General features: G+C 34.8%; 19 protein-coding genes. 12 read left to right on the top strand and 7 right to left on the bottom strand.

The window, feature by feature from the left end:
- The first annotated feature begins 56 nt into the window (after window positions 1–56).
- From urtB to ACSV4D_RS07155, 5 genes are all read left to right on the top strand, one after another.
- Complete coding sequence (urtB, locus tag ACSV4D_RS07135) at window positions 57–950, top strand: urea ABC transporter permease subunit UrtB (protein ID WP_408081584.1); 894 nt, start codon at window positions 57–59, stop codon at window positions 948–950.
- Between the two features lie 18 nt (window positions 951–968).
- The gene (gene urtC, locus ACSV4D_RS07140) at window positions 969–2000 is read left to right on the top strand and encodes an urea ABC transporter permease subunit UrtC (RefSeq protein WP_408081583.1); all 1032 of its coding nucleotides are present in this window, start codon (window positions 969–971) and stop codon (window positions 1998–2000) included.
- Window positions 1993–2763 carry an ATP-binding cassette domain-containing protein gene (locus ACSV4D_RS07145; RefSeq protein WP_408081582.1) on the top strand — a complete coding sequence of 257 codons (771 nt, stop codon included), beginning with the start codon at window positions 1993–1995 and terminating at the stop codon, window positions 2761–2763. The genes urtC and ACSV4D_RS07145 overlap by 8 nt, the downstream gene beginning before the upstream one ends.
- 52 nt (window positions 2764–2815) lie before the next feature.
- Entirely contained in the window at window positions 2816–3514 is a 699-nt protein-coding gene (locus ACSV4D_RS07150; RefSeq protein WP_408081581.1) for an ATP-binding cassette domain-containing protein, read from the top strand.
- Between the two features lie 68 nt (window positions 3515–3582).
- A complete protein-coding gene (locus ACSV4D_RS07155) occupies window positions 3583–5796 on the top strand; it encodes a TonB-dependent receptor (protein ID WP_439227663.1) in 2214 nt (737 codons plus the stop codon).
- Window positions 5797–5864: 68 nt separating this feature from the next.
- Here the strand turns inward: ACSV4D_RS07155 and ACSV4D_RS07160 are convergent, their stop codons facing one another.
- The 4 genes from ACSV4D_RS07160 to ACSV4D_RS07175 form a co-directional block, all read right to left on the bottom strand.
- Window positions 5865–6644 (bottom strand): ThuA domain-containing protein, encoded by a 780-nt coding sequence (locus tag ACSV4D_RS07160; protein ID WP_439227664.1) that lies wholly within the window; start codon window positions 6642–6644, stop codon window positions 5865–5867.
- A 14-nt stretch (window positions 6645–6658) separates the two neighbouring features.
- Complete coding sequence (locus tag ACSV4D_RS07165; RefSeq protein ID WP_439227665.1) at window positions 6659–7090, bottom strand: endonuclease domain-containing protein; 432 nt, start codon at window positions 7088–7090, stop codon at window positions 6659–6661.
- A 255-nt stretch (window positions 7091–7345) separates the two neighbouring features.
- Window positions 7346–8575, bottom strand: coding sequence for a 2-oxoglutarate dehydrogenase complex dihydrolipoyllysine-residue succinyltransferase (odhB, locus tag ACSV4D_RS07170; RefSeq protein WP_439227666.1), 1230 nt, complete (start codon window positions 8573–8575; stop codon window positions 7346–7348).
- A gap of 207 nt (window positions 8576–8782) precedes the next feature.
- Complete coding sequence (locus ACSV4D_RS07175) at window positions 8783–11569, bottom strand: 2-oxoglutarate dehydrogenase E1 component (RefSeq protein ID WP_439227667.1); 2787 nt, start codon at window positions 11567–11569, stop codon at window positions 8783–8785.
- A 115-nt stretch (window positions 11570–11684) separates the two neighbouring features.
- Here ACSV4D_RS07175 and ACSV4D_RS07180 point away from each other — a divergent pair, with 115 nt between their 5' ends.
- Both ACSV4D_RS07180 and ACSV4D_RS07185 read left to right on the top strand, forming a co-directional pair.
- Window positions 11685–12233, top strand: a complete 549-nt coding sequence (locus ACSV4D_RS07180; RefSeq protein WP_408081576.1) for a hypothetical protein — start codon at window positions 11685–11687, stop codon at window positions 12231–12233.
- A 75-nt stretch (window positions 12234–12308) separates the two neighbouring features.
- A complete protein-coding gene (locus ACSV4D_RS07185; protein ID WP_439227668.1) occupies window positions 12309–12935 on the top strand; it encodes a hypothetical protein in 627 nt (208 codons plus the stop codon).
- Between the two features lie 12 nt (window positions 12936–12947).
- Here ACSV4D_RS07185 and ACSV4D_RS07190 read toward each other — a convergent pair whose 3' ends face one another.
- Genes ACSV4D_RS07190 through ACSV4D_RS07200 form a run of 3 tightly spaced genes read right to left on the bottom strand, consistent with a single transcriptional unit; the run spans window position 12948 to window position 15018 of the window.
- Window positions 12948–13304 carry a hypothetical protein gene (locus ACSV4D_RS07190; RefSeq protein ID WP_408081574.1) on the bottom strand — a complete coding sequence of 119 codons (357 nt, stop codon included), beginning with the start codon at window positions 13302–13304 and terminating at the stop codon, window positions 12948–12950.
- Window positions 13305–13312: 8 nt separating this feature from the next.
- Complete coding sequence (locus ACSV4D_RS07195; RefSeq protein WP_439227669.1) at window positions 13313–14041, bottom strand: hypothetical protein; 729 nt, start codon at window positions 14039–14041, stop codon at window positions 13313–13315.
- A 2-nt stretch (window positions 14042–14043) separates the two neighbouring features.
- Window positions 14044–15018: a polyprenyl synthetase family protein gene (locus tag ACSV4D_RS07200; protein ID WP_439227670.1), complete on the bottom strand. Its 975-nt coding sequence runs from the start codon at window positions 15016–15018 to the stop codon at window positions 14044–14046.
- Between the two features lie 215 nt (window positions 15019–15233).
- On the opposite strand from ACSV4D_RS07200, the gene ACSV4D_RS07205 reads away from it, so the two are divergent.
- Genes ACSV4D_RS07205 through ACSV4D_RS07225 form a run of 5 tightly spaced genes read left to right on the top strand, consistent with a single transcriptional unit; the run spans window position 15234 to window position 21989 of the window.
- On the top strand, window positions 15234–15755 hold the full coding sequence (locus ACSV4D_RS07205; protein WP_408081571.1) for a YceI family protein: 522 nt from the start codon (window positions 15234–15236) through the stop codon (window positions 15753–15755).
- Between the two features lie 23 nt (window positions 15756–15778).
- Window positions 15779–16390 (top strand): TetR/AcrR family transcriptional regulator, encoded by a 612-nt coding sequence (locus ACSV4D_RS07210; RefSeq protein ID WP_408081570.1) that lies wholly within the window; start codon window positions 15779–15781, stop codon window positions 16388–16390.
- A complete protein-coding gene (locus ACSV4D_RS07215) occupies window positions 16387–17727 on the top strand; it encodes a TolC family protein (RefSeq protein WP_408081569.1) in 1341 nt (446 codons plus the stop codon). Before ACSV4D_RS07210 ends, ACSV4D_RS07215 begins: the two co-directional genes overlap by 4 nt.
- 1 nt (window position 17728) lies before the next feature.
- Window positions 17729–18790, top strand: coding sequence for an efflux RND transporter periplasmic adaptor subunit (locus ACSV4D_RS07220; RefSeq protein WP_439227671.1), 1062 nt, complete (start codon window positions 17729–17731; stop codon window positions 18788–18790).
- 7 nt (window positions 18791–18797) lie between these two features.
- Window positions 18798–21989, top strand: a complete 3192-nt coding sequence (locus ACSV4D_RS07225; protein ID WP_439227672.1) for an efflux RND transporter permease subunit — start codon at window positions 18798–18800, stop codon at window positions 21987–21989.
- Window positions 21990–22111 lie beyond the last annotated feature (122 nt).

Genomic DNA, 22111 nt, shown 5'->3' on the forward strand with positions numbered 1-22111 from the left:
GATTGCATGAGTATTATCAATTCATGTAATCCGTTTGCTTTTATAACAAAAAACTCATGGAAGAATTTCTACCATTTTTATTTAACGGATTAAGTATTAGCTCCATACTTCTGCTCACAGCAATTGGATTGAGTATTGTTTTTGGAATGATGGGAGTCATTAATTTCGCACATGGTGAATTTATAATGATAGGCTGTTACAGCACCTACATTGTAAGTCTGGTAATGGGAGGAGAAGGTACGTGGCTCACTTTAATTATAGCATTTTTCCTTTCATTCATACTCTCGTTTAGTATTGGATTTCTGGTCGAAAAATTTATTATAAAACGACTATACGCCAGACCTTTAGACAGCATTCTGGCCACATGGGGAGTTAGTTTAATATTACAACAGGTTGCACGGAATATTTTTGGCTCTAATAATGTGAATGCACCGATGCCTAAAATATTAAATAACGGATGGAAAATTTCAGAAGACATTACTTTACCTTATAACAGGCTTTTTATTATTCTGATCTCTATTTTGGTTTGTCTTTTTGTTTATTATTTCATGTATAAAACTCCGAAGGGAAGAATTTTACAATCGGTAATGCAAAACCGTTCCATGGCAGCCTGTATCGGTATCAATACAAAGAAAGCAGATGCATTTACTTTTTCATTTGGTTGCGGCTTGGCCGGAATCGCCGGAATTTGTATTTCAATGTTAGGTTCAATCGGCCCGTCTACTGGTCAAAATTACATTATTGACACCTTTTTGGTTGTTATCTTAGGAGGAATTGGAGGCTTAAGAGGATCTATTTTAGGAGCTTTACTAATTGGTATCAGCAGTCCGTTTATAGAAAATTTTACTACATCAAGCATGGCAAAAGTGATTATACTATGCCTGGTACTTATCACTTTACAATATAAACCTCAAGGTTTATCTCCAATGAAGGACAGAACTATTGACTAATCTTTTGAATTATAAAAAATGAAACAAAAAATAATATATATAATATTAATTACAATACTCATAATTGTTCCCATTTTTGCACTGTCGGATTTCCGTCTTTCATTATTAAGTAAATTTTTAGTGTTTTCTATTGTAGCAATCTCTATCAATTTACTATGGGGATACACCGGAATTCTAAGTTTAGGACATGGCGTTTATTTTGCACTTGGCGGCTATTCTATGGCTATGTATTTAAAACTTCAATCACAACCACTTCCTGATTTCATGGAATGGTCCGGAATTGAAACTTTACCATGGTTTTGGAAACCCTTTCAACACTTACCCTTTGCATTAGCAATGGTAATATTGTTACCTGTGACATTAGCTTTATTAGTAGGTATTCCTCTTTTCAAATCCGGAACTAAAGGTGTTTACTTTACTATTATTAGTCAGGCAATAACATTAATCATGTCTATTCTTTTTGTTGGACAACAAGGATTTACCGGAGGTTCAAACGGGATTACTGGTTTTGACGGTCTATTTGGCTATTCTTTGAGCGATCCCAATTTAATTAAAATATTATACCTCATGGCAGTATTGATTTTGGTAGCCATCTATTTTATAGTCAGATTTATGTTGAATACTCATGGTGGAATTATTATTAGAGCTATTAGAGACAGAGAAACAAGACTTCGTTTTTTAGGTTATAAAACAGATTCTTTCAAAATACTTACTCTAGCTACCTCGGCAGCAATTGCAGGAGTTGCAGGTGCTTTATTTGTACCAATTGTCGGCATCATATCTCCGTCAATAATGAGTATTTTAATGTCAACTGAATTTGTGATTTGGGTAGCTATTGGCGGTAGAGCCACGTTATTAGGCCCCATCATTGGAGCTTTGGTCATCAATTATGCTAAAACCAGTTTTTCAGAATCCATGCCCGAATACTGGTGGTATTTTTATGGTTTCTTATTTATAGCTGCCACTATAATTGTTCCTAAGGGAATTGTTGGAAGTTTATTAGAAAAAAAATGGTTTATCAATGCATTAAACAAAATTAAAAATGAGTAAATTACATCAGTTAGTACCAAATCCCATTATTAGTTTACGTGATGTTGAGGTAGATTTTGACGGATACAAAGCATTAAATAAAATAACCATTGATTTTCCGCACAAAGGAGTGCAATTTATAATAGGTCCTAACGGAGCCGGAAAAACAACAATTTTAGATGCTATTTGTGGACGTGTCAAAACCTCAAAAGGGAGTATTACTTATAAATTTGATACTGAAATTCAAAACAAGAAACCTGAAAAAATTGTTCATCTTGGAATTAGCCGAAAATTTCAAAATCCCACTATTTTCAATACACAAACCGTTTATGAAAATATGAAGCTGGCTTTAATTTCAGGAAAGGCAACAATTTGGTATCTTTTCAATTATAAAATCACTACAGAACAAGAAGTCATAATTGATGAAACTTTAGAAAAATTAAACTTATTAGCATTCAAACATGCTGTTAGTGGTTCTTTATCACATGGCCAAAAACAATGGCTAGAAATCGCCATGTCTATCATCAACCAACCCGAGTTGCTATTGGTAGACGAACCCATTGCCGGAATGTCGCCAAACGAACGAGATAAGACCGGAGAATTACTGACACAAATTGCCCAGGACCGAACTGTTTTTGTTGTAGAACACGACATGAAATTTGTAAGTAACTTTTCAACTTCCGTACTTGTTATGCATGAAGGACGGATTATAGACCGAGGTACTTTTGACCAGATTGTAAACAACCAACAGGTGATTGAAATTTATCTGGGAAGACAGAAATAACTCTCAAGTTAAAGTCTCTCCAGTAATTCACACCATCCTAATCAAAATAAAAATGTTAGAAATAAAAAATTTGACCGCCGGATATTCAGACGAAACCGCAGCCATTCACGACATCAACATTCAGGTACCCAAAAATGAAGTTTGTTCTATTATTGGAAGTAACGGAGCCGGAAAAACAACGCTGTTAAAATCCATCATGGGCTTACTACCTTCTTCTAATGGTGAAATTATTTTTGACGGACAAGAAATCTCTAAATTAGATTCAGAAACAATTTCTCAAATGGGAATTGGCTATGTGCCTCAAGGACGAATGATTTTCCCTTATCTGACAGTAGAAGAAAATCTATTGTTGGGCTGCGAAGTTCGAAAAATGAATTTAAAAAAGGCACTTGAAGTAGGCTACGATTATTTCCCTGATTTAAAAGGAATAAACAAACGAAAAGGCGGAATGCTAAGCGGTGGTCAACAACAACAATTAGCCATTGCCAGAATGCTCGTTATAGACCCAAAACTGATTATACTAGACGAACCCGCTGAAGGAATACAGCCCAATGTGGTTCAGGAAATAGGCCGTATACTAACAAAAATCACTTCAGAGCTAAATGTTTCGGTTCTTTTAGTAGAGCAATTTGTAGGCTTTGCACTCGAATTGTCTCATTCTTATTACTTCCTTCAAGGGGGGCAAATAACCAATGGAGGCATCATTACAAATGAGAACAGAACACAAATCATTGATAGTATTAAATTGTAAAATTTAAATTAGCCATTAAAAAAAAACGGTATGGAGTGTGGCTTAGAATTAAAATGAATAAAATAAAAATGAATAAAATATTAGCATTGCTATTAATACTAACAAACTGTATTTGTAATGCCCAAAATATAAAAGGAAAAATTATAGATCATTACGGACATCCAATTGAAAACGCCTATATTTTAAACACCATAACTAATAATCATGCGCATAGTAATGAATTAGGCATTTTTTGTATGGATAAAACCACAACAAATACGCTATTAAGAATAAGCGCTTTAGGATTCAAAAAAACCGAATTTACTGTTAGTGATAGCGTAATTTTAATTACACTTGAACCCGCTACTTTCCAATTATCAGAAGTAGTTATTCAACCTACATTATCGGCAATGAACGTAATTACCCAAATTGATTTAGAAACATCTCCTGTAAATTCTACTCAAGAAATATTGCGTAAAGTACCTGGTTTATTCATCGGACAACATGCTGGTGGCGGTAAAGCAGAACAAATGTTTTTGAGAGGATTTGATGTCGATCACGGTACAGATGTAGCACTTTCGGTTGATGGAATGCCTGTAAATATGGTTTCTCATGCTCACGGGCAAGGGTATTCTGATTTACATTTTGTGATTCCTGAAACGGTTGATAAAATAGATTTTGGAAAAGGAACTTATTATACCAATAAAGGGGACTTTAATACTGCTGGCTATGTTGATTTTAAAACGAAAGATAAACTCGAAAAAAGTACTATCGGAGTTGAAGTTGGACAGTTTGATACTTTTAGAACCATTGGTTTATTTGATTTATTAGGTAACCAAAAAAAGCAGAGTGCTTATTTGGCAACCGAATACATTATGACAAACGGTCCTTTTGATTCTCCACAAAACTTCAATCGCATTAATATATTAGGTAAATATTCGACAATTTTGGACGATAATAGCTCGATTTCTGTTTCAGGCTCTCATTTTACCAGCAATTGGGATGCTTCAGGACAAATTCCACAAAGACTGGTAGATACTGGAACTATTTCAAGATTTGGTGCTGTTGATGATACCGAAGGAGGAACTACTTCAAGATCCAATTTCAATGTTATGATGAACAAACATATTGACGAAGACACCTTTTTAAAAACTAATGCTTTTTACAGTAATTATCAATTTGAATTGTATTCTAATTTTACCTTTTTCTTTGAAGATCCAATAAATGGAGATCAAATCAAACAAAAAGAAAACAGAAACATTTATGGTATTAACGCCGAACTAAATAACAAACATCATTATGGAGCAACTGATGTTTTATACCAATTGGGAGTTGGTGTTCGCAATGATCAGACAACAGACACTGAATTATCCCATACCATAAACCGAAATACTACTCTGGAACAAATTAAATTAGGTGATATTAATCAGTCTAACTTGTTTACTTATTTAAATACTGAAATTACATTAGGAAAACTGACAATCAATCCCGGACTTCGATTAGACTATTTTAAATTCAATTATCAGGACAAATTGCAAATAGCTTATAAAACTCAAACGGAAGACAAAGTAAAAATTTCTCCAAAATTGAATTTTATTTATTCTGAAAATGCCAATTTACAATTCTTTATAAAATCAGGAATGGGATTCCATTCCAATGACACTAGAGTTGTAGTAGCAAATAATGGAGAAAAGATTTTGCCTACTGCTATTGGAACCGATATAGGAACGATTTGGAAACCTTTTCCAAGATTAATTGTCAATTCTGCTTTATGGTATTTGTATTTGCAACAAGAATTTGTCTATGTAGGTGACGCAGGAATTGTTGAACCCAGTGGAAAGACCAAAAGAATGGGAATTGATTTAGGCTTACGCTATCAATTGAATGATTTTTTATTTTTTGATTTTGATGGGAATTACACTCATGCGAGAAGCATAGAGGAAGCAAAAGGAGAAGATTATATTCCGTTAGCTCCCGCTTTTACAAATACTGCTGGAATCAGTTTACAAAATTGGAAAAATTTTTCAGGTGGAATTCGCTATCGTTACATGGATGACAGACCTGCAAACGAGGATAAGTCAATTGTAGCTAAAGGATATTTTGTAGCAGATTGCAATTTAAATTATACCTACAAGAAATTAATATTTGGTATTTCAGTTCAAAATTTATTCAACACCCAATGGAATGAAACTCAATTTGCAACCGAATCCAGACTACAAAACGAATCAACTCCTGTAGAAGAAATTCATTTTACACCCGGAACACCATTCTTCTTAAAAGGAATGATAACTTATAATTTTTAAATAGAATCAAAAAACCCAACGCCTTCTTTCAGTTTAAAAAGAAGGCTTTTTTGTATGCACTATTTATTTTATTTTTTCTTCAAATGAAACTCTTTTGGCTTCTTACCCAAAGCCCACAGAAGCCCACCTTCAAGATGTTTTAAAAATACGGGATCAACATAATCTTTACTATCATGACCTAAAGCGGTATAAAACACTCTGCCTCCTTCAAACTCATGACACCAGGCCAAAGGTAAATAATCCCCAAAAGTACGCCCTGGATAGATTTCTTTTTCTTTATCTTTCACTGTTCGCATATCGGCAGCCAGAAGAACATGGTTATTAGGATTGAATTCGTTCATATAATAACACTCATCTTCTTTTGTCCATTTTTCTCCTAACATTGAAGTAGCCGGATGATTTTTATCAATTACTTTTATTTCAAATTCCTGAAAAGCCGGATGCCTTTTAAACTTTCCTCCTACCATTTCAGCATACCAAGGCCAGTCTTTTTCAGAATCTGATGCACTATGAACTCCAACATAAGCACCACCAGCATGAATATAGTCGACAAGAGCCTGTTTTTGTTCTTCGGTATCAAAGATATCATTGCAGGTATTCGAAAATACCAGACAGCTGTATCGAGCCAGATTTTCGGTCGTCATTACCCCTGGATCATTAGAAGTATCAACGATTAAATTATTTGCTTCGCCAATTTTTTTCCAGGCTTCCACACTTGAGGGAATGTTTTTATGCACATAGCCTTTTCCGTTTTTGGTATACACCAAAATGCGTTTTTTAGCAGGTGGATTTGCAAAAACAGAACTTAAGCTAAAAACAATAGTAAGCAGTAGTAATTTGATTTTCATATCCTTCTATTTTTTTATTTTTTTAATAATTCACCGAATTCCTGAATAATATAATTTTCTAATTCTTTCATCACATTATCCAAATCGTGTTTCACTCTAAAATCAGAAACCCTGTAAACATGTAGTCCTAAATTACTCAAAAACGCCTCTCTCATAGCATCATATTTTTCTTTATTATCATGACTCGAACCATCAATTTCTATAATTAATCCAAGAGATTTTACATAAAAATCAACAATAAAACTACCTATAATTCGCAGCCTGTCAAAATCAATAGACCAAAAAGTATTATTTCGCACTTGTCTCCAAAAAATAACTTCCGACAAAACTCCTGCTTTTCGCAAAGACCTCGCCCTGCCAGATAGCGCTTTATTATATGGCAACAAATCGACACTTCTCCTGTAAATGGGCTTCTCATTAATATAAGTAAGAATTTCGGATTCCATACTCTGATTTATTTTTTGATTCAAATATAGTAACCACCCCGCCCTTCGGGCACCCCTCCAAAGGAGGGGAAGATAAAGTTTCTAAAAAAAACCGCATTGATTATAAGCGTTACACTTCCCCTCTTTTTAAGAGGGGTGCCCGAAGGGCGGGGTGTTTTTAACGAATAATCGCATTACCGAATATAAAAAGAAAATCCCAAAGTCCTTAAATGAACTTTGGGATTTATATGTTTGTCAGACTGAGCTTGTCGAAGTCTACAATTCAAATGCTTTTTTAGGATTTCCACCGCAAAGCAATTCTACCGGGTTTTCTAAAGCTTCTTTTACAGCAACTAAGAAACCAACAGACTCACGACCATCAATAATTCTGTGGTCATAAGATAAAGCCACATACATCATTGGGTGAATTTCAACCTTACCGTTTACAGCTATTGGACGCTCAATAATGTTGTGCATTCCTAAGATTCCTGATTGTGGAGGATTGATAATTGGAGTAGATAACATAGAACCAAATACACCACCGTTAGTGATTGTAAAAGTACCACCAGTCATATCGTCAACCGTAATTTGACCGTCACGTGCTTTGATAGCTAATCTTTTGATTTCAGCTTCAATTCCACGGAACGTCAGGTTTTCAGCATTACGAACTACAGGAACCATTAATCCTTTAGGACCGGAAACTGCGATAGAGATATCAGCAAAATCATAAGCTACTTTATAATCACCGTCCATCATAGAGTTCACATCAGGGAACAACTCTAAAGCTCTTGTAACCGCTTTTGTAAAGAATGACATATACCCTAAACCAACACCACCGTGTTTTGCTTTGAAAGCATCTTTGTATTCATTACGCAAAGTATTAATTGGCGTCATGTTCACTTCGTTGAAAGTAGTCAACATAGCTGTTTCGTTTTTAGCAGCCACTAATCTTTCGGCCACTTTACGACGCAACATGGATAATTTAGTACGCTCAGCACCACGGTTTCCTCCTGTAGGAGTTCCCATTGACGGTACTGCATTTACGGCATCATCTTTAGTTATTCTTCCTCCTTTTCCAGTTCCAGAAACTGAAGCAGGCTCGATATTTTTTTCGTCTAATATTTTTTTAGCTGCCGGAGATGGAGTTCCGGTTGCATAAGTAGCTGCTGGTGCTGCCGGAGCCGCTGGTGCAGGTGCTGCTTTTGGAGCTTCCGCTTTTGGAGTCTCTGCAACAGGTGCTGCTGCCGGTGCTGATCCTTCCGGTTTAGCCGCTGCAGTATCAATATGGCAAACTACTGCTCCTACTGCTACTGCATCACCTTCTTCTGCTTTTAGGGTAATTATACCACTCGCTTCAGCTGGTAATTCTAATGTAGCTTTGTCTGAATCTACTTCAGCAATTGCCTGATCTTTTTCAACATAATCCCCATCTTTTACTAACCAAGTGGCGATTTCAACTTCTTTAATAGATTCCCCTGGTGATGGAACTTTCATTTCTAAAATCATGTCCTAATATTTTAAATTATGAATTTTATTTTTTAATGTATGAATCGTTATTCTTTTGTGTTTAATTCTAGCCCTGATGACAGCGGCATCCTTTTTCTTTTTTTCTTTAAAAAGAAAAAGATACAGCGGACAGCAGGAAATAGCTTCTGAAAAAAAAATATTTTAATGAGATTGCTTTGCCACGTACCTCGCAACTCTTCGCAATGACTATCTAAATAAATTTTTATCAAATACCATTCTGATAGCATCTGCATGACGGCGTTTTGCTCTTGTATAACTTCCTGCAGCTGGTGCCGAGTATGCTTTTAACGAAGCCAATCTCCATTTAACCAAATCAAAGTTAGCCAACATATACGTGTAAGCTCCCATGTTTTTAGGTTCTTCCTGTGCCCAAACATAATCATCCGCATTTGGATATTGAGCGATAATTGCTTTTAATTGTTCTACCGGTAATGGGAACAATTGCTCGATACGAACCACCGCTACATCATTACGTCCGTTATTTTCTCTTTCGGCTACAATATCATAGTAGAATTTACCCGTACAGAAAACTAATGTTTTCACATCGGCTTTGTTAACAGTAGTATCGTCAATAGTTTCCTGGAATTCACCATTAGCTAATTCTTCCACTGTAGAAACACATCTTGGATCACGCAATAAACTTTTTGGAGAGAAAACAACTAATGGCTTACGGAATTTAGTTTTCATTTGTCTTCTCAACAAATGGAAGAAGTTAGCCGGCGTTGTACAGTCTGCTACATACATATTGTGACGGGCACATAATTGTAAATAACGCTCCATACGTGCAGAAGAGTGTTCAGCTCCCTGACCTTCGTATCCGTGAGGCAATAACATTACTAATCCGTTTTGATTGTTCCATTTGTCTTCTCCACAAGAAATGTATTGGTCAATCATGATTTGAGCTCCGTTAGAGAAATCTCCAAATTGTGCTTCCCAAATAGTCAGTGAGTTTGGATTAGCCAGAGCATATCCATAATCAAATCCTAAAACTCCGTATTCAGACAAGAAAGAGTTGAAGATGCGGAAGTTTCCTTTTTTGTTTTCGATGTGGTCTAATAAAACTACTTCTTCTTCAGAATCTTCTACTTTTACTACTGCATGACGATGAGAGAAAGTACCACGCTCTACATCCTGACCTGAGATACGGATATCAAAGCCTTCGGTCAATAAAGTACCATAAGCCAAAGTCTCAGCAGTACCCCAATCGATAGTATTGTTGTCGTAACCCGCTTTTCTGTCGGTAACGATTTTTGTAATTTTATTGATGAATTTTTTATCAGACGGTAACGTAGAAACTGTTTTAATAATTGAATCCAAAGTTGTTTTTTCAACTTTAGTTTCTACTTTTTGCAGCATTACATCATCGGAAACCTGTTCAAATCCTTTCCATTCATTTTGCATAAACGGAGTAATTACAGTTAAATCTTTTTTACGGGAGGCTTCCAGATTATGATCTAAATCGTCTTTGTATTCTTTTTCTAAAGTTTTAACCAAATTAGCATCGATTACACCTTCAGACAATAATTTTTCAGCATAAATATCTCTTGGATTTCTGTGCTTTGCAATCAGTTTATACAATACTGGCTGTGTAAAACGAGGTTCGTCCCCTTCATTATGACCGTATTTTCTATATCCTAATAAGTCAATAAATACATCACGTCCAAACTGCATACGGAAATCCAATGCAAATTGCATGGCGTGAACTACAGACTCAGCATCATCAGCATTCACGTGCAATACCGGAGACAAAGTCACTTTAGCCACATCCGTACAATATGTTGATGAACGTGCATCTAAGTAATTCGTTGTAAAACCAACCTGATTATTGATTACAATATGAATGGTTCCTCCTGTTTTGTAACCATCTAATTGTGCCATTTGAATAATTTCATAAAGAATTCCCTGTCCTGCAATTGCAGCATCACCGTGAACGGCGATAGGCAATACTTTAGAAAAATCATTTGCAAAATATTTATCCTGTTTTGCTCTTGTAATACCTTCAATAACTGCACCTACAGTTTCAAGGTGCGAAGGATTTGGAGCTAAGTTAATGTTGATTTTCTTGCCTGACTTGGTAATTTTATCAGCCGTAAGACCTAAATGGTATTTTACGTCACCATCAAAATATTCCTGATCATAATCTTTTCCATCAAATTCAGAAAAGATATCCTGAGTAGATTTACCAAAGATATTAGCCAAAACGTTCAGACGACCACGGTGAGCCATCCCCATAACAAATTGCTCTACTCCTTTTTCGGCTGCTCTCTCAATTAAGGCATCCAGTGCAGGAATAATTGTTTCTCCTCCTTCAAGAGAAAAACGTTTTTGACCTACATATTTAGTATGCAGGAAGTTCTCAAAAGAAACTGCCTGATTTAATTTATTTAAAATTCCCTTCTTTTCTTCAGCAGAAAAAGTAGGGCGGTTTTCATTAATATTTAATTTCTCCTGAATCCACTCTACAATCTCAGGTCTTCGGATGTACATGTATTCAATACCGATATGCTGACAATAAACCGCTGTAAGATGGTCAATAATCTGAGACAAAGAAGAAGGTTGCAGGCCTAATAATTTAGCCGCATCAAAAACAGTAGCTAAATCAGCAGACGACAGACCAAAATTCTCTAAATCCAGACTAGGAGAAAAAGTTCTGCGTTCTCTTACAGGATTTGTCTTAGTAAATAAATGTCCTCTGGTACGGTATCCTTCAATTAATTTTACAACTTTAAATTCTTTTTGAAGTTGTTCTGAAATCTTGCTGTTATCAACAGCTGCAGGAGACACTGAAGCTGAAGCAACTTCTCTGCTGTATTGAACTGGATTCTCCTCATTGTAAGTTTCCATTCCAAAATCGAAACCCTGGAAAAAACTTCTCCAGCTAGGCTCAACGCTATCTGGATTTTCTAAATATTGATCGTATAATTGAGCGAAAAATTCGGTATGCGCTGCATTTAAAAATGAAAACCTATCCATAATATTGTGAATATACTTTTTGTTAAAATAGTTTGGCAAAAGTACAATAATCAACTAAATTTACCTGTAAATTAAAACACTTTTAACTATTAAAATGTTAAATACCTTACTACTTATGACAAAAAAACATGTCTTAGGCGTATCAAATTTAATTTTGACCGTCTTAATCGGATTTTTTTCAGCTCAATTATCAGCTCAAAATCAGAGTTCCAACTTTAAATCCGGTAATAATTTTTGGCAGAAAGTACAATTTGGAGGCGGATTAGGCTTAAGTTTTGGCAACAGATACACTGATATTTCCGTTTCTCCAAGTGCGATTTATAATGTAAATGAATATTTTGCAGTAGGTCTTGGCGCACAATATACCTATGTAAAACAAAAAGATCTTTACAATTCAAACCTTTACGGCGGAAGCTTAATCACCCTTTTCAATCCTATTCCTGAAATTCAGCTTTCTGCCGAACTGGAACAATTAAGAGTCAATGTCAAAGGAATTGGCGACAATGATGGTTTTAGCAACAATTTCTGGAACACTGGTTTGTTCCTAGGCGCCGGTTACCGCAGTGGAAATGTAACTATTGGCGCCAGGTACAATGTTTTACATGACGACAACAAAAGTGCTTACAGCGATGCGTTTATGCCTTTTGTACGGTTTTATTTTTGATCAAAGTTGCTGAGGCACTGAGTTTCTAAGATTCTAAGTTAAAACTTATTTTAAAGATAACGATCTAGCAAAATCATGAATAAATTTGCAATTTTTAAAAAAACCAAAAAAATTTACTGGAGCACTAACAAAATATATTATTGCACATTATTTTCCCTTTTAGGGTTAGGCTACGTTTCAGAAAAAATATTCAAACCAATTGGTCTTATTTTTCAATGGTCGGCTCTAGTAAGTATGTTTATTGGTATTTTTTACAAATTCAAAGGTTTTACAGAAATCGAGCCTGTAAGAGGAACTTTAGGAGGGAATTTGATTTTTGAAAAAGATTCAATTATTATAGATGATATTCACTATTCTTTAGACGAAATAAATAAAATTAAAATCTCAAACGATGACTACATTGGAAAATTAATCTATACTTCCAAAGGACATATTGGCCCGGCTCTATCGAACGGAACCAACAATTACTTAATTATTTTCTTTAAATCAAAAGAACCTATAAAAGTCTTTTTCGAACTAATAAACTCTAATGATTTTCAAAAAATCAAACCCATACTAATCGAATATTATTTAAAGAAGAAAATTGATTTTGATGAAATGACATACGTTCTTGGAGAAAAAAGCCGTTCAGATCTTCAAGAATTCAAAAAGGACATAGAGAAAATCCGAGATTCAAACAACCTCAGCAAATCAGAATCTTAGCTTCTCAGCAACTCATTTAAACTTATTTCTGAACCACACTTTTTGCCATTCTCTTTTTAAAATTAAAAAAGCAACTTGTTCTGCTAAGACAACTAAATCAGAGCCATCCAACTTTTTGATTTCATCTTCAGAGACATCAATTACATAAAGCAAATTCAAATATTCTGCAAACTTATACTGGATTAACCGATAGACTTTCTCATGCAATTGAATCTTTAGTTCTTCCGGAGAAATACTCATAGGAAAATCCACTCCTTCATTAGCCAGATTGAAATCTTTGTTTAATTGCTCGACTAACTTCAAATACAAAGCATCTTTTTGCGCTTCTTCAAACAACAAATCAGTATTTACAGGACTAATAAAATTCATAACAGTAATCAACAGGTTAATATTCTTTTTTGCCTTTCCAAAAGTTCAACAATCTTAACTAAAAGCACATCTCCGCCGGCATAAACGAAAACTGCTCCAAGAGGCGGATTTACTGTAGGTATTATTCCGAAAATTTCAGGTTCCCAAATCCAGCATTGAAAAAAAGTACCCACTAATTCTATAAAAACAACACAAAGAGCAATAAAAAAATAGAGATTTTCCCAACGCTTTCTTTTTAAAAGTAAAAAAAAGCAAATACCGAAAATCAAAGAAAAAATATCATTTAAAAAAAGACCCACAAAAAGAAACAGCAAGATAAACAATATTGGAAAAAACACTTTTAATTTTCGTTCTTGCCTGATTGCCCATTTTGTATGTGCAAAAACATAACCTGAAGCATACACTATTGCGTGACCAAAAGGAACATATAAAGGTATAGCTTCATTTCGATAATGATACATTTCTAAGCATTTACAAAAGATAATTTCACCTAAATAAGATAAAAAGACCATGATAAACATTAATTTCCTCAAATAGGAATCAGATGCAAAAAAGAAAATCAGGAAATAAACTATCGAAATAAAATTAGTTATTTGCCTTCCGTCAAAACAACGTCCGGCAAAAAAGACAGAATCAATTCCGAGTGCCGTAAAAGTAAAAACAGGAAACAAAAACGCCAATAACAATTGCATTCCGGCATTTGGTTTTTCGGGAAGAAATAGAATCCTGTTTATCATTTTTAAACTTTACGCCCCATCAGATTCTCGCCAAAAGAACGGAGAATTTGTTTTTTATCCTCCTCAACATCCATCTTATCTAAAGTATCAAAAGCTTTAAAAGTATAGACTTCAATCGCTTTCTTAGTTGCAGCCGAAGCTCCTGAATTGATAAATATTTCTTTTACCTGAACAATCTTAGCTTCATTTTCTTCCATTTGAATCGAAAATAAATCAGCCAGTTCCTGCCTGTCCATCGCGTTAGCAAATTCCATTGCTTTTAGATACAAATAGGTTTTTTTATTCTCAATAATATCACCACCCACCTGCTTTCCAAATGTTTCCGGATTGCCAAAAGCATCCAGATAATCATCCTGCAACTGAAACGCTAATCCTAAATTCAAACCAAATTCATAAATTAAATCAGCATTTTCATCAGAAGTCTGAGCTATAACAGCTCCCATTTTCATTGCCGCAGCCACAAGAACAGCAGTTTTATATTCAATCATTTTTAAATATTCCGGAATGGTAACGTCATTTCGAGTTTCAAAGTCCACATCCCATTGCTGACCTTCGCAAACCTCCAGCGCTGTTTTACTGAATAACTTAGCTAACGCCTGAAAAATTACAGGTTCATATTTTTCAAAATACTGATAAGCCAGAATCAGCATTGCGTCTCCGGACAAAATAGCGGTATTAGTATCCCATTTTTCATGCACAGTGACATTCCCTCTTCTCAACGGCGCATCGTCCATAATATCATCATGTACCAATGAAAAATTATGAAAAACCTCAACAGCTAAAGCAGCCGGTAATGCTTTTTCATAGGAAACATCAAAAATTTCCGCACTCATCACCGTTAAAACAGGACGAATTCTTTTCCCGCCAAGATGCAATATATAATGTATGGGTTCGTATAAATTTTTAGGTTCTTTTACTTCTAACTGCGATTTAAGATATTCTGTTACGAATTCCTGATATTGACTTAAGGCGTGCATAAACATAATTTTGGGCTAATTTACAGCATTCACACTGGATTACAAACTTCGATTATCAATGAAATGTTAAATTATTTTAAATACAATGGAAACTATTTTGGTTTTTAAAGTTTCCGTTCTATATTTGCGCCATATTTAACAATTAAATTCCGAAGCGCTTCTAATCAGGAAAAACTTTATATCATCGGAAGAAATTGTAAAAAACCTATGGCATCATGAAGACAAAATGGAAAGTTAATTCAAATGAATCGGATGTTTTAATCAGAATGAGACATTCAATAATTGCCTATTTAGGAGGTACATTCAACAGTTTTCAAGGCTATGCTGATTTTGACAACAATGAGATTGAAGACGCCACAATAGCTTTTTCATTAGATGTTAAAAACAGGGAATCCAAGCTGGAACAGTTTAGTAATTACTTAAAACTGAATGATTTTTTCGACGTAAATCAATACCCCACTATCAGCTTTAAATCCACATCTTTTCAAAAAATTAACAAAAATATTAATTTTATAAAAGGAGATTTAACCATCAAAAACATAACTAAAACAGTAGAACTTGATGTTGAACTGATAGAAAATGACTATTTAGACGGAGAAAAAAAAATAGCTTTTGAACTCACGGCAGCTATTAACCGAAAAGATTTTGGATTAGCCTCTAATTCTTTTCACACTAATAACGGTTTAACAACCGGACAGGATATAAAACTAGTGGCCAACGTAGAGTTTAGTATGTAATCAATAATGAAAGTAAGACAACAATGAAAGAGAAGATTATTTCCAAGGCAAGCGAAATGTTTTTAAAATTAGGTTTTAAAAGCATCACCATGGACGACATAGCAGGTGAAATGTGTATTTCTAAAAAAACCATTTATAAATATTTCTGCAACAAAGAAGTATTAATTCAGGAAAGCACCGAACTGGTTCACAAACAGGTGCATGAATTAATTGACAGTGTTGTAGCGAAGAACTACAATGCCATCCAGGAGAATTTTGAAATCAGAAAAATGTTTGGAGAACTTTTTAACAGCAGCCTGGACAACTCTCCTATTTATCAGTTAAAAAAACATTATCCTGAAATATACCAGCGGGTTCTAGAACAGGAAGTAAACCAATGCGAACACTGTTTTAGACAAAACATCACCAAAGGAATTCAGGAAGGCTTATACCGAAACGATCTTGATGTTGAAACTTATGTAAAGTTTTATTACATCCTGATTTTTCATATCAATGAAAATACCAGTTCTGAACGCGAAGCTAAAAGAATAGAACTTGAAGCTTTAGAATACCACACCAGAGCTATGGCTACAGAAAAAGGAATTACTGAGTTAAATAAACAATTATCAAATCTTAATATAATTAATAATCAATGAAGAGAATAATTTTAATCACCATATTATTTCTAGCCGTTTCCATCGAAGCGCAGGAAATTAAATCGCTAACACTCAAAGAAGCGATTCAGTATGCACTGGAAAATAAGGCAGATGCTAAAAAAGCGCAATTACAAATTGAAAACAGCGAATATCAGATTCAGGAAGTTCGCTCCAGAGCTTTACCTCAAATTTCGGCAAACGGAAATTTGACTTATAATCCTATTTTGCAGTTGAATGCTTTACCGGGCGATTTTTTCGGCACACCGGGAACGACAATTTTAGCACCATTAGGACAAAAATGGACTTCTACAGCAGGTGTATCTTTAACACAGGCGTTATTTGATCAATCTGTTTTTACAGGTTTGAAAGCAGCAAGAACGACCCGTGAATTTTATCAGATCAACAATCAGCTAACCGAAGAACAGGTTATTGAAAGAGTGGCTAATAATTATTATCAGGTATATGTTTTACGTCAAAAGCTGGCGCTTGCTGAAAGTAATTTAAAAACAACTACTAAAGTTCGCGATATTGTAAAAGGACAATTTGATAACGGATTAGCCAAAAGAATTGATTTAGACAGAATGACGGTAAATCTTTCTAATATCAATACTCAAAAACAACAAATTATTAACTCGCTGCAGTTACAGGAAAATGCGTTGAAGTTTTATATGGGAATGCCAATGGATGCACAAATCGAAATCCCGCAAACAGAATTTGAAATAACTCCTGCTGCTTTTACAGATGCTCCAAATACCAATAATCGTTCTGAATATTTACTGCTCAAAAAACAGGAAGAATTATTAGTACTGCAAAAAAAATCAATAATTGCAGGCTATTACCCAACACTATCTCTTTCAGCAAGCTACAATTACATTGGTCAGGGTCCTGAGATGCCATTGTTTGCAAAACCATCTGACGGTGTTTACTGGTCAGATTTTTCAACCATTGGGATGAATTTAAGAGTTCCTATTTTCTCAGGTTTTGGGACAAGAGCTAAAATAAGACAAGCTGATATTGAACTAAGAACGATTCAGGAAGATATTAAAGACACGCAGTTATCTTTAGATTTAGATTACAAAAACGCAAAAACTCAAATTGAGAACAGCATCATCACGCTGCAAAATCAAAAAGAAAACATGAGTTTAGCGGATGAAATTCTGAAAAACATCAACAATAACTATCAGCAGGGTTTAGCCTCTTTAACAGACTTACTCGATGCAGAAAATGCTTCTACCGAAGCACAGAACAATTATACTGCCGCAATTTTAGATTATAAACTGGCAGAAATTAAACTAATAAAATCAAAAGGAGAACTTAAAAACTTAATAAATAACTAAAATGAAAAAAAAAATAATATATGCCATCGTAGCAGCTGTTTTAATAGGACTGGCAGCTTACAAAATTGGAAATAATAAAGAAAAGCAACAACAAGAAGTAGCCGAAGTTGCTAAACAAGTAGATAAAATCAACGTAAATACCATTACTGTTTCCAGAGAAAATATTAATACCGCTTATGTTGCCAATGGTACTTTTCTTCCAAAACAAGAAATTAATCAAGCCGCAGAAATTTCAGGTCGCATTCTAAGTGTTCTTGTAAAAGAAGGATCGAAAGTTAGTGCCGGACAAACCCTGGCTACTATCAAAAGGGACGCTATTGAAGTTGAAGTAACTCAGGCACAAAACAATTTACAAAATGCCATTGCCGATAATGAACGTTATGAAAACGCCTATAAAACCGGTGGTGTTACAAAACAACAGCTTGACAATTCAAGATTACAGTTGAAAAATGCTCAGGCTGCTTTAAAATCACAAAATGTAAAAGTAAACGACACCCGAATCAAAGCCGGAATTAGTGGTACCATTAATAAAAAGATGGTTGAACCAGGAATGGTAGTTTCGCCTGGAACTGCTTTGTTCGAAATCGTTAATATTAACTCTTTAAAACTTTCTGTTTTAGTGGATGAAAGTCAAATAGGGAAAATTTCAATAGGTCAAAAAGTATCAATAAATGTTAATGTTTTAGCAAACGAAAACTTTAGCGGAAAAATTACTTTTATTGCCCCTAAAAGTGATGCTTCATTAAATTTTCCAGTGGAAATTGAAGTTCAAAACAGTGGAAATTTAAAAGCAGGTATGTATGCTACAGCTAATTTTAAAACTAATAGCGGAGCTGAAACTCAAAATATGATAACCGTTCCTGCAACAGCATTTGTAAACGGAGTAAGTTCAGGGCAATTGTTTGTAATAAACAATGGAACTGCAAAATTAATTAAGGTACAAACCGGAAAAGTATACGGTGATAAAGTTCAAATCTTAGACGGATTAAATGAGGGAGAACAAGTAGTTACTTCTGGACAAATCAACCTGGACAACGGTTCTAAAATTAACATCATAAAGTAACATAAAAATGAAGTTAGCAGAAATATCTATTAAAAGACCATCCCTGGTAATCGTACTATTTACGATACTTACCTTAGGAGGTTTGTTAAGCTACTCCTTAATGGGGTACGAGTTAATCCCGAAGTTTGAAACTAATATGGTAACTATTTCTACGGTTTATCCGGGAGCTTCGCCAAGTGAGGTAGAAACTTCGGTAACCCGAAAGATTGAAGATGCCGTTGGTGCTCTGGAAAACGTAAAAAAAGTAGAAGCTTCATCATACGAAAGTTTATCAGTTGTAATGGTTCAGCTAAACACTGGTGCCGATGTAAACTACGCTATGAATGACGCGCAAAGAAAAGTAAATGCAATCTTGGGAGATCTTCCTGAAGATGTAGATGCTCCATCTCTTCAAAAATTCTCATTAGATGATCTTCCTATTATCACCATGAGTGTTTCCAGTGATAAACTGAATAATAAAGAATTATACGATCTTTTAGATAAAAAAATCGAACCAATATTCTCACGTGTAAACGGAGTAGCTCAAGTTGATCTTGTAGGTGGTCAGGAAAGAGAAATTCAGGTTAATTTAGATGAAAAGAAAATGCAAGGATACGGCCTTTCTATAGGCGATGTACAACAGGCAATTTTAACATCTAACCTTGATTTCCCTACTGGTGCTCTAAAAACAAGAACATCAAGAGCAACTATCCGACTTTCCGGAAAGTACCAAAACATTGCCGAAATGAATAATCTTGTGGTTTCTAATAGAAACGGAGCACAGATAAGACTTTCTGATATTGCAAGCGTTTTTGATTCTCAAAAAGATACTGAAAAAGTAGCAAGATACAATCAGTTACCAACTATTTTAATGCAGGTTAAGAAACAATCGGATGCCAATGCAGTAACGGTTTCTGAATTAATAGAAAAAACAGTTGCTCAGGTAGAAACGGATTATAAAACACAAGCGGTAAAAGTAAAAATTGTAGATAACACTACCGATTTTACATTAGAAGCAGCAGATCACGTAATCTTCGATTTGTTCTTAGCAATTATTTTGGTTGCAATTGTGATGTTACTATTTCTTCACAACATCCGAAATGCCTTTATTGTAATGGTTTCTATTCCAGTTTCGTTAATCGCAACTGTAATCGGGATGTACTTGATGGGATACACCTTAAACTTAATGAGTTTATTAGGACTTTCATTAGTAGTTGGTATTCTTGTGGATGATGCGATTGTGGTTTTAGAAAACGTATATCGTCATATGGAAATGGGTAAAAGCCGAATTCGCGCTGCTTATGACGGTGCTTCAGAAATTGGATTTACAGTAACCGCTATTACATTGGTAATCGTGGTAGTGTTCTTACCAATTGCGATGAGTTCCGGATTAGTAGCAGATATATTAGCTCAATTTTGTGTGACTGTAGTAATCGCAACAATGTTCTCTTTACTAGCTTCTTTCACCATTATTCCATGGTTATCCTCAAGATACGGTAAATTAGTTCACCTTACTGGAAAAAATATTTTCGAAAGATTTATTCTTGGTTTTGAAAAACAATTAGATAAATTCACACACTGGATTTCAGGAATTTTAGAGTGGTGTCTAAGAACAACTTTAAGAAGATTCCTTACTGTGTTTTTAACATTTGTCCTTTTAATTGTAACTACAATGGGATTACTTGGGGGTGGATTTATTGGTGGAGAATTCTTTCCTAAAACCGATAGAGGTCAATTTTTAGTTCAAATGGAATTAACCAAGGATGCTTCGGTAGAAAAAACAAATCAATTAACTTTACAGGTTGAAAAATTTCTTAGAAATGATAAAGAAGTAGTAGATATGATTACTACCGTGGGACAACAATCCACCGGTTTTGGTGCTGCACAGGCTACTTTATATCAATCTGAAATTCAGGTAAATCTAGTAGACAAATCATTACGTTCCGAAAGCACAGATATTAAATCGGCTAAGGTAAAAAGAGCATTAGAAGAAAAATTCACGGGAGTTGAATTTAAAACCGCTCCTATAGGATTAATGGGTGCAGATGCTGCACCAATTGAAATGGTAGTTACAGGTCCGGATAATGCAACAGCCAATAAAGAAGCAAATCGAATTCTTGAATTGCTTAAAAAAGTACCCGGATCAGTAGATGCTGAATTATCATCAGATGGCGGTAGTCCGGAGGTTCAGGTAAATATTGACAGAGATAAAATGGCATCCTTAGGTTTAAACTTAGCAAGTATAGGACAAACCATGCAAACGGCTTTCAGCGGAAATACCGATGGAAAATTCAGAGCAGGAGAATATGAATATGACATCAATATTCGTTTTGGTGATGCTAACAGACAATCTATTGAAGATGTTAGAAACTTAATGTTTACAAATCCGCAAGGACAACAAATTAGATTAAGTCAGTTTGCTGATGTAAAAATGGGCTCTGGACCAAGTTTGCTAGAGCGTAGAGATAAATCACCATCTGTAAAGGTTAAATCAAAAGTAGTAGGTCGTCCAATAGGTGACGTTGCTAATGAATGGGCAGCCCAGTTTATGGATAACGAAAAAACGAAACCAGCTGGTGTAAATTACATTTGGAGCGGAGATATGGAAAACCAAACTGAAGGTATGGGTACCTTAGGAATTGCGTTATTAGCGGCTATCATATTAGTTTATTTGGTTATGGTATCGTTATATGACTCGTTTGTATATCCGTTTGTGGTATTGTTTTCAATTCCGTTAGCATTGATTGGAGTAATGGTAATTCTGGCATTAACAGCAAATTCATTAAATATCTTTACGATGCTTGGTATGATTATGTTAATCGGTCTGGTAGCCAAGAATGCAATTATGATTGTCGATTTTGCGAATATGCGAAAAGCTGAAGGAGAAAATACTCATGATGCATTGATTCAGGCCAATCATGCGCGTCTTCGTCCGATTTTGATGACTACCATTGCGATGATCTTTGGTATGATTCCGATTGCAATTGCAAAAGGAGCCGGAGCAGAAATGAATAACGGTTTGGCTTGGGTAATTATTGGTGGTTTGACATCATCATTATTTCTGACTTTGATTATCGTTCCAGTAGTATATTCATTATTTGACTCTATCTTAAGGAGAATGGGCAAAGATGAAAAAGTAGATTACGATGCCGAAATGGTGGCGGATTATGACCATAAAGAATTAAGCGAAGACGGTTTTACCCCAAAACATACAGTTTAATTTTTACATTCAAAGACAAAACTAATAAAGCCTGTACAAACTACCGTACAGGCTTTATTAGTTTTGTAATAATACTTCCTTCAGCAACATCAGTTTTTAGCATCTTATTTAGAATAAATTAA

It is taken from the genome of Flavobacterium sp. ARAG 55.4 (genome assembly GCF_051846875.1).
In the GTDB taxonomy this organism is placed as follows: Bacteria; Bacteroidota; Bacteroidia; order Flavobacteriales; family Flavobacteriaceae; genus Flavobacterium; species Flavobacterium plantiphilum.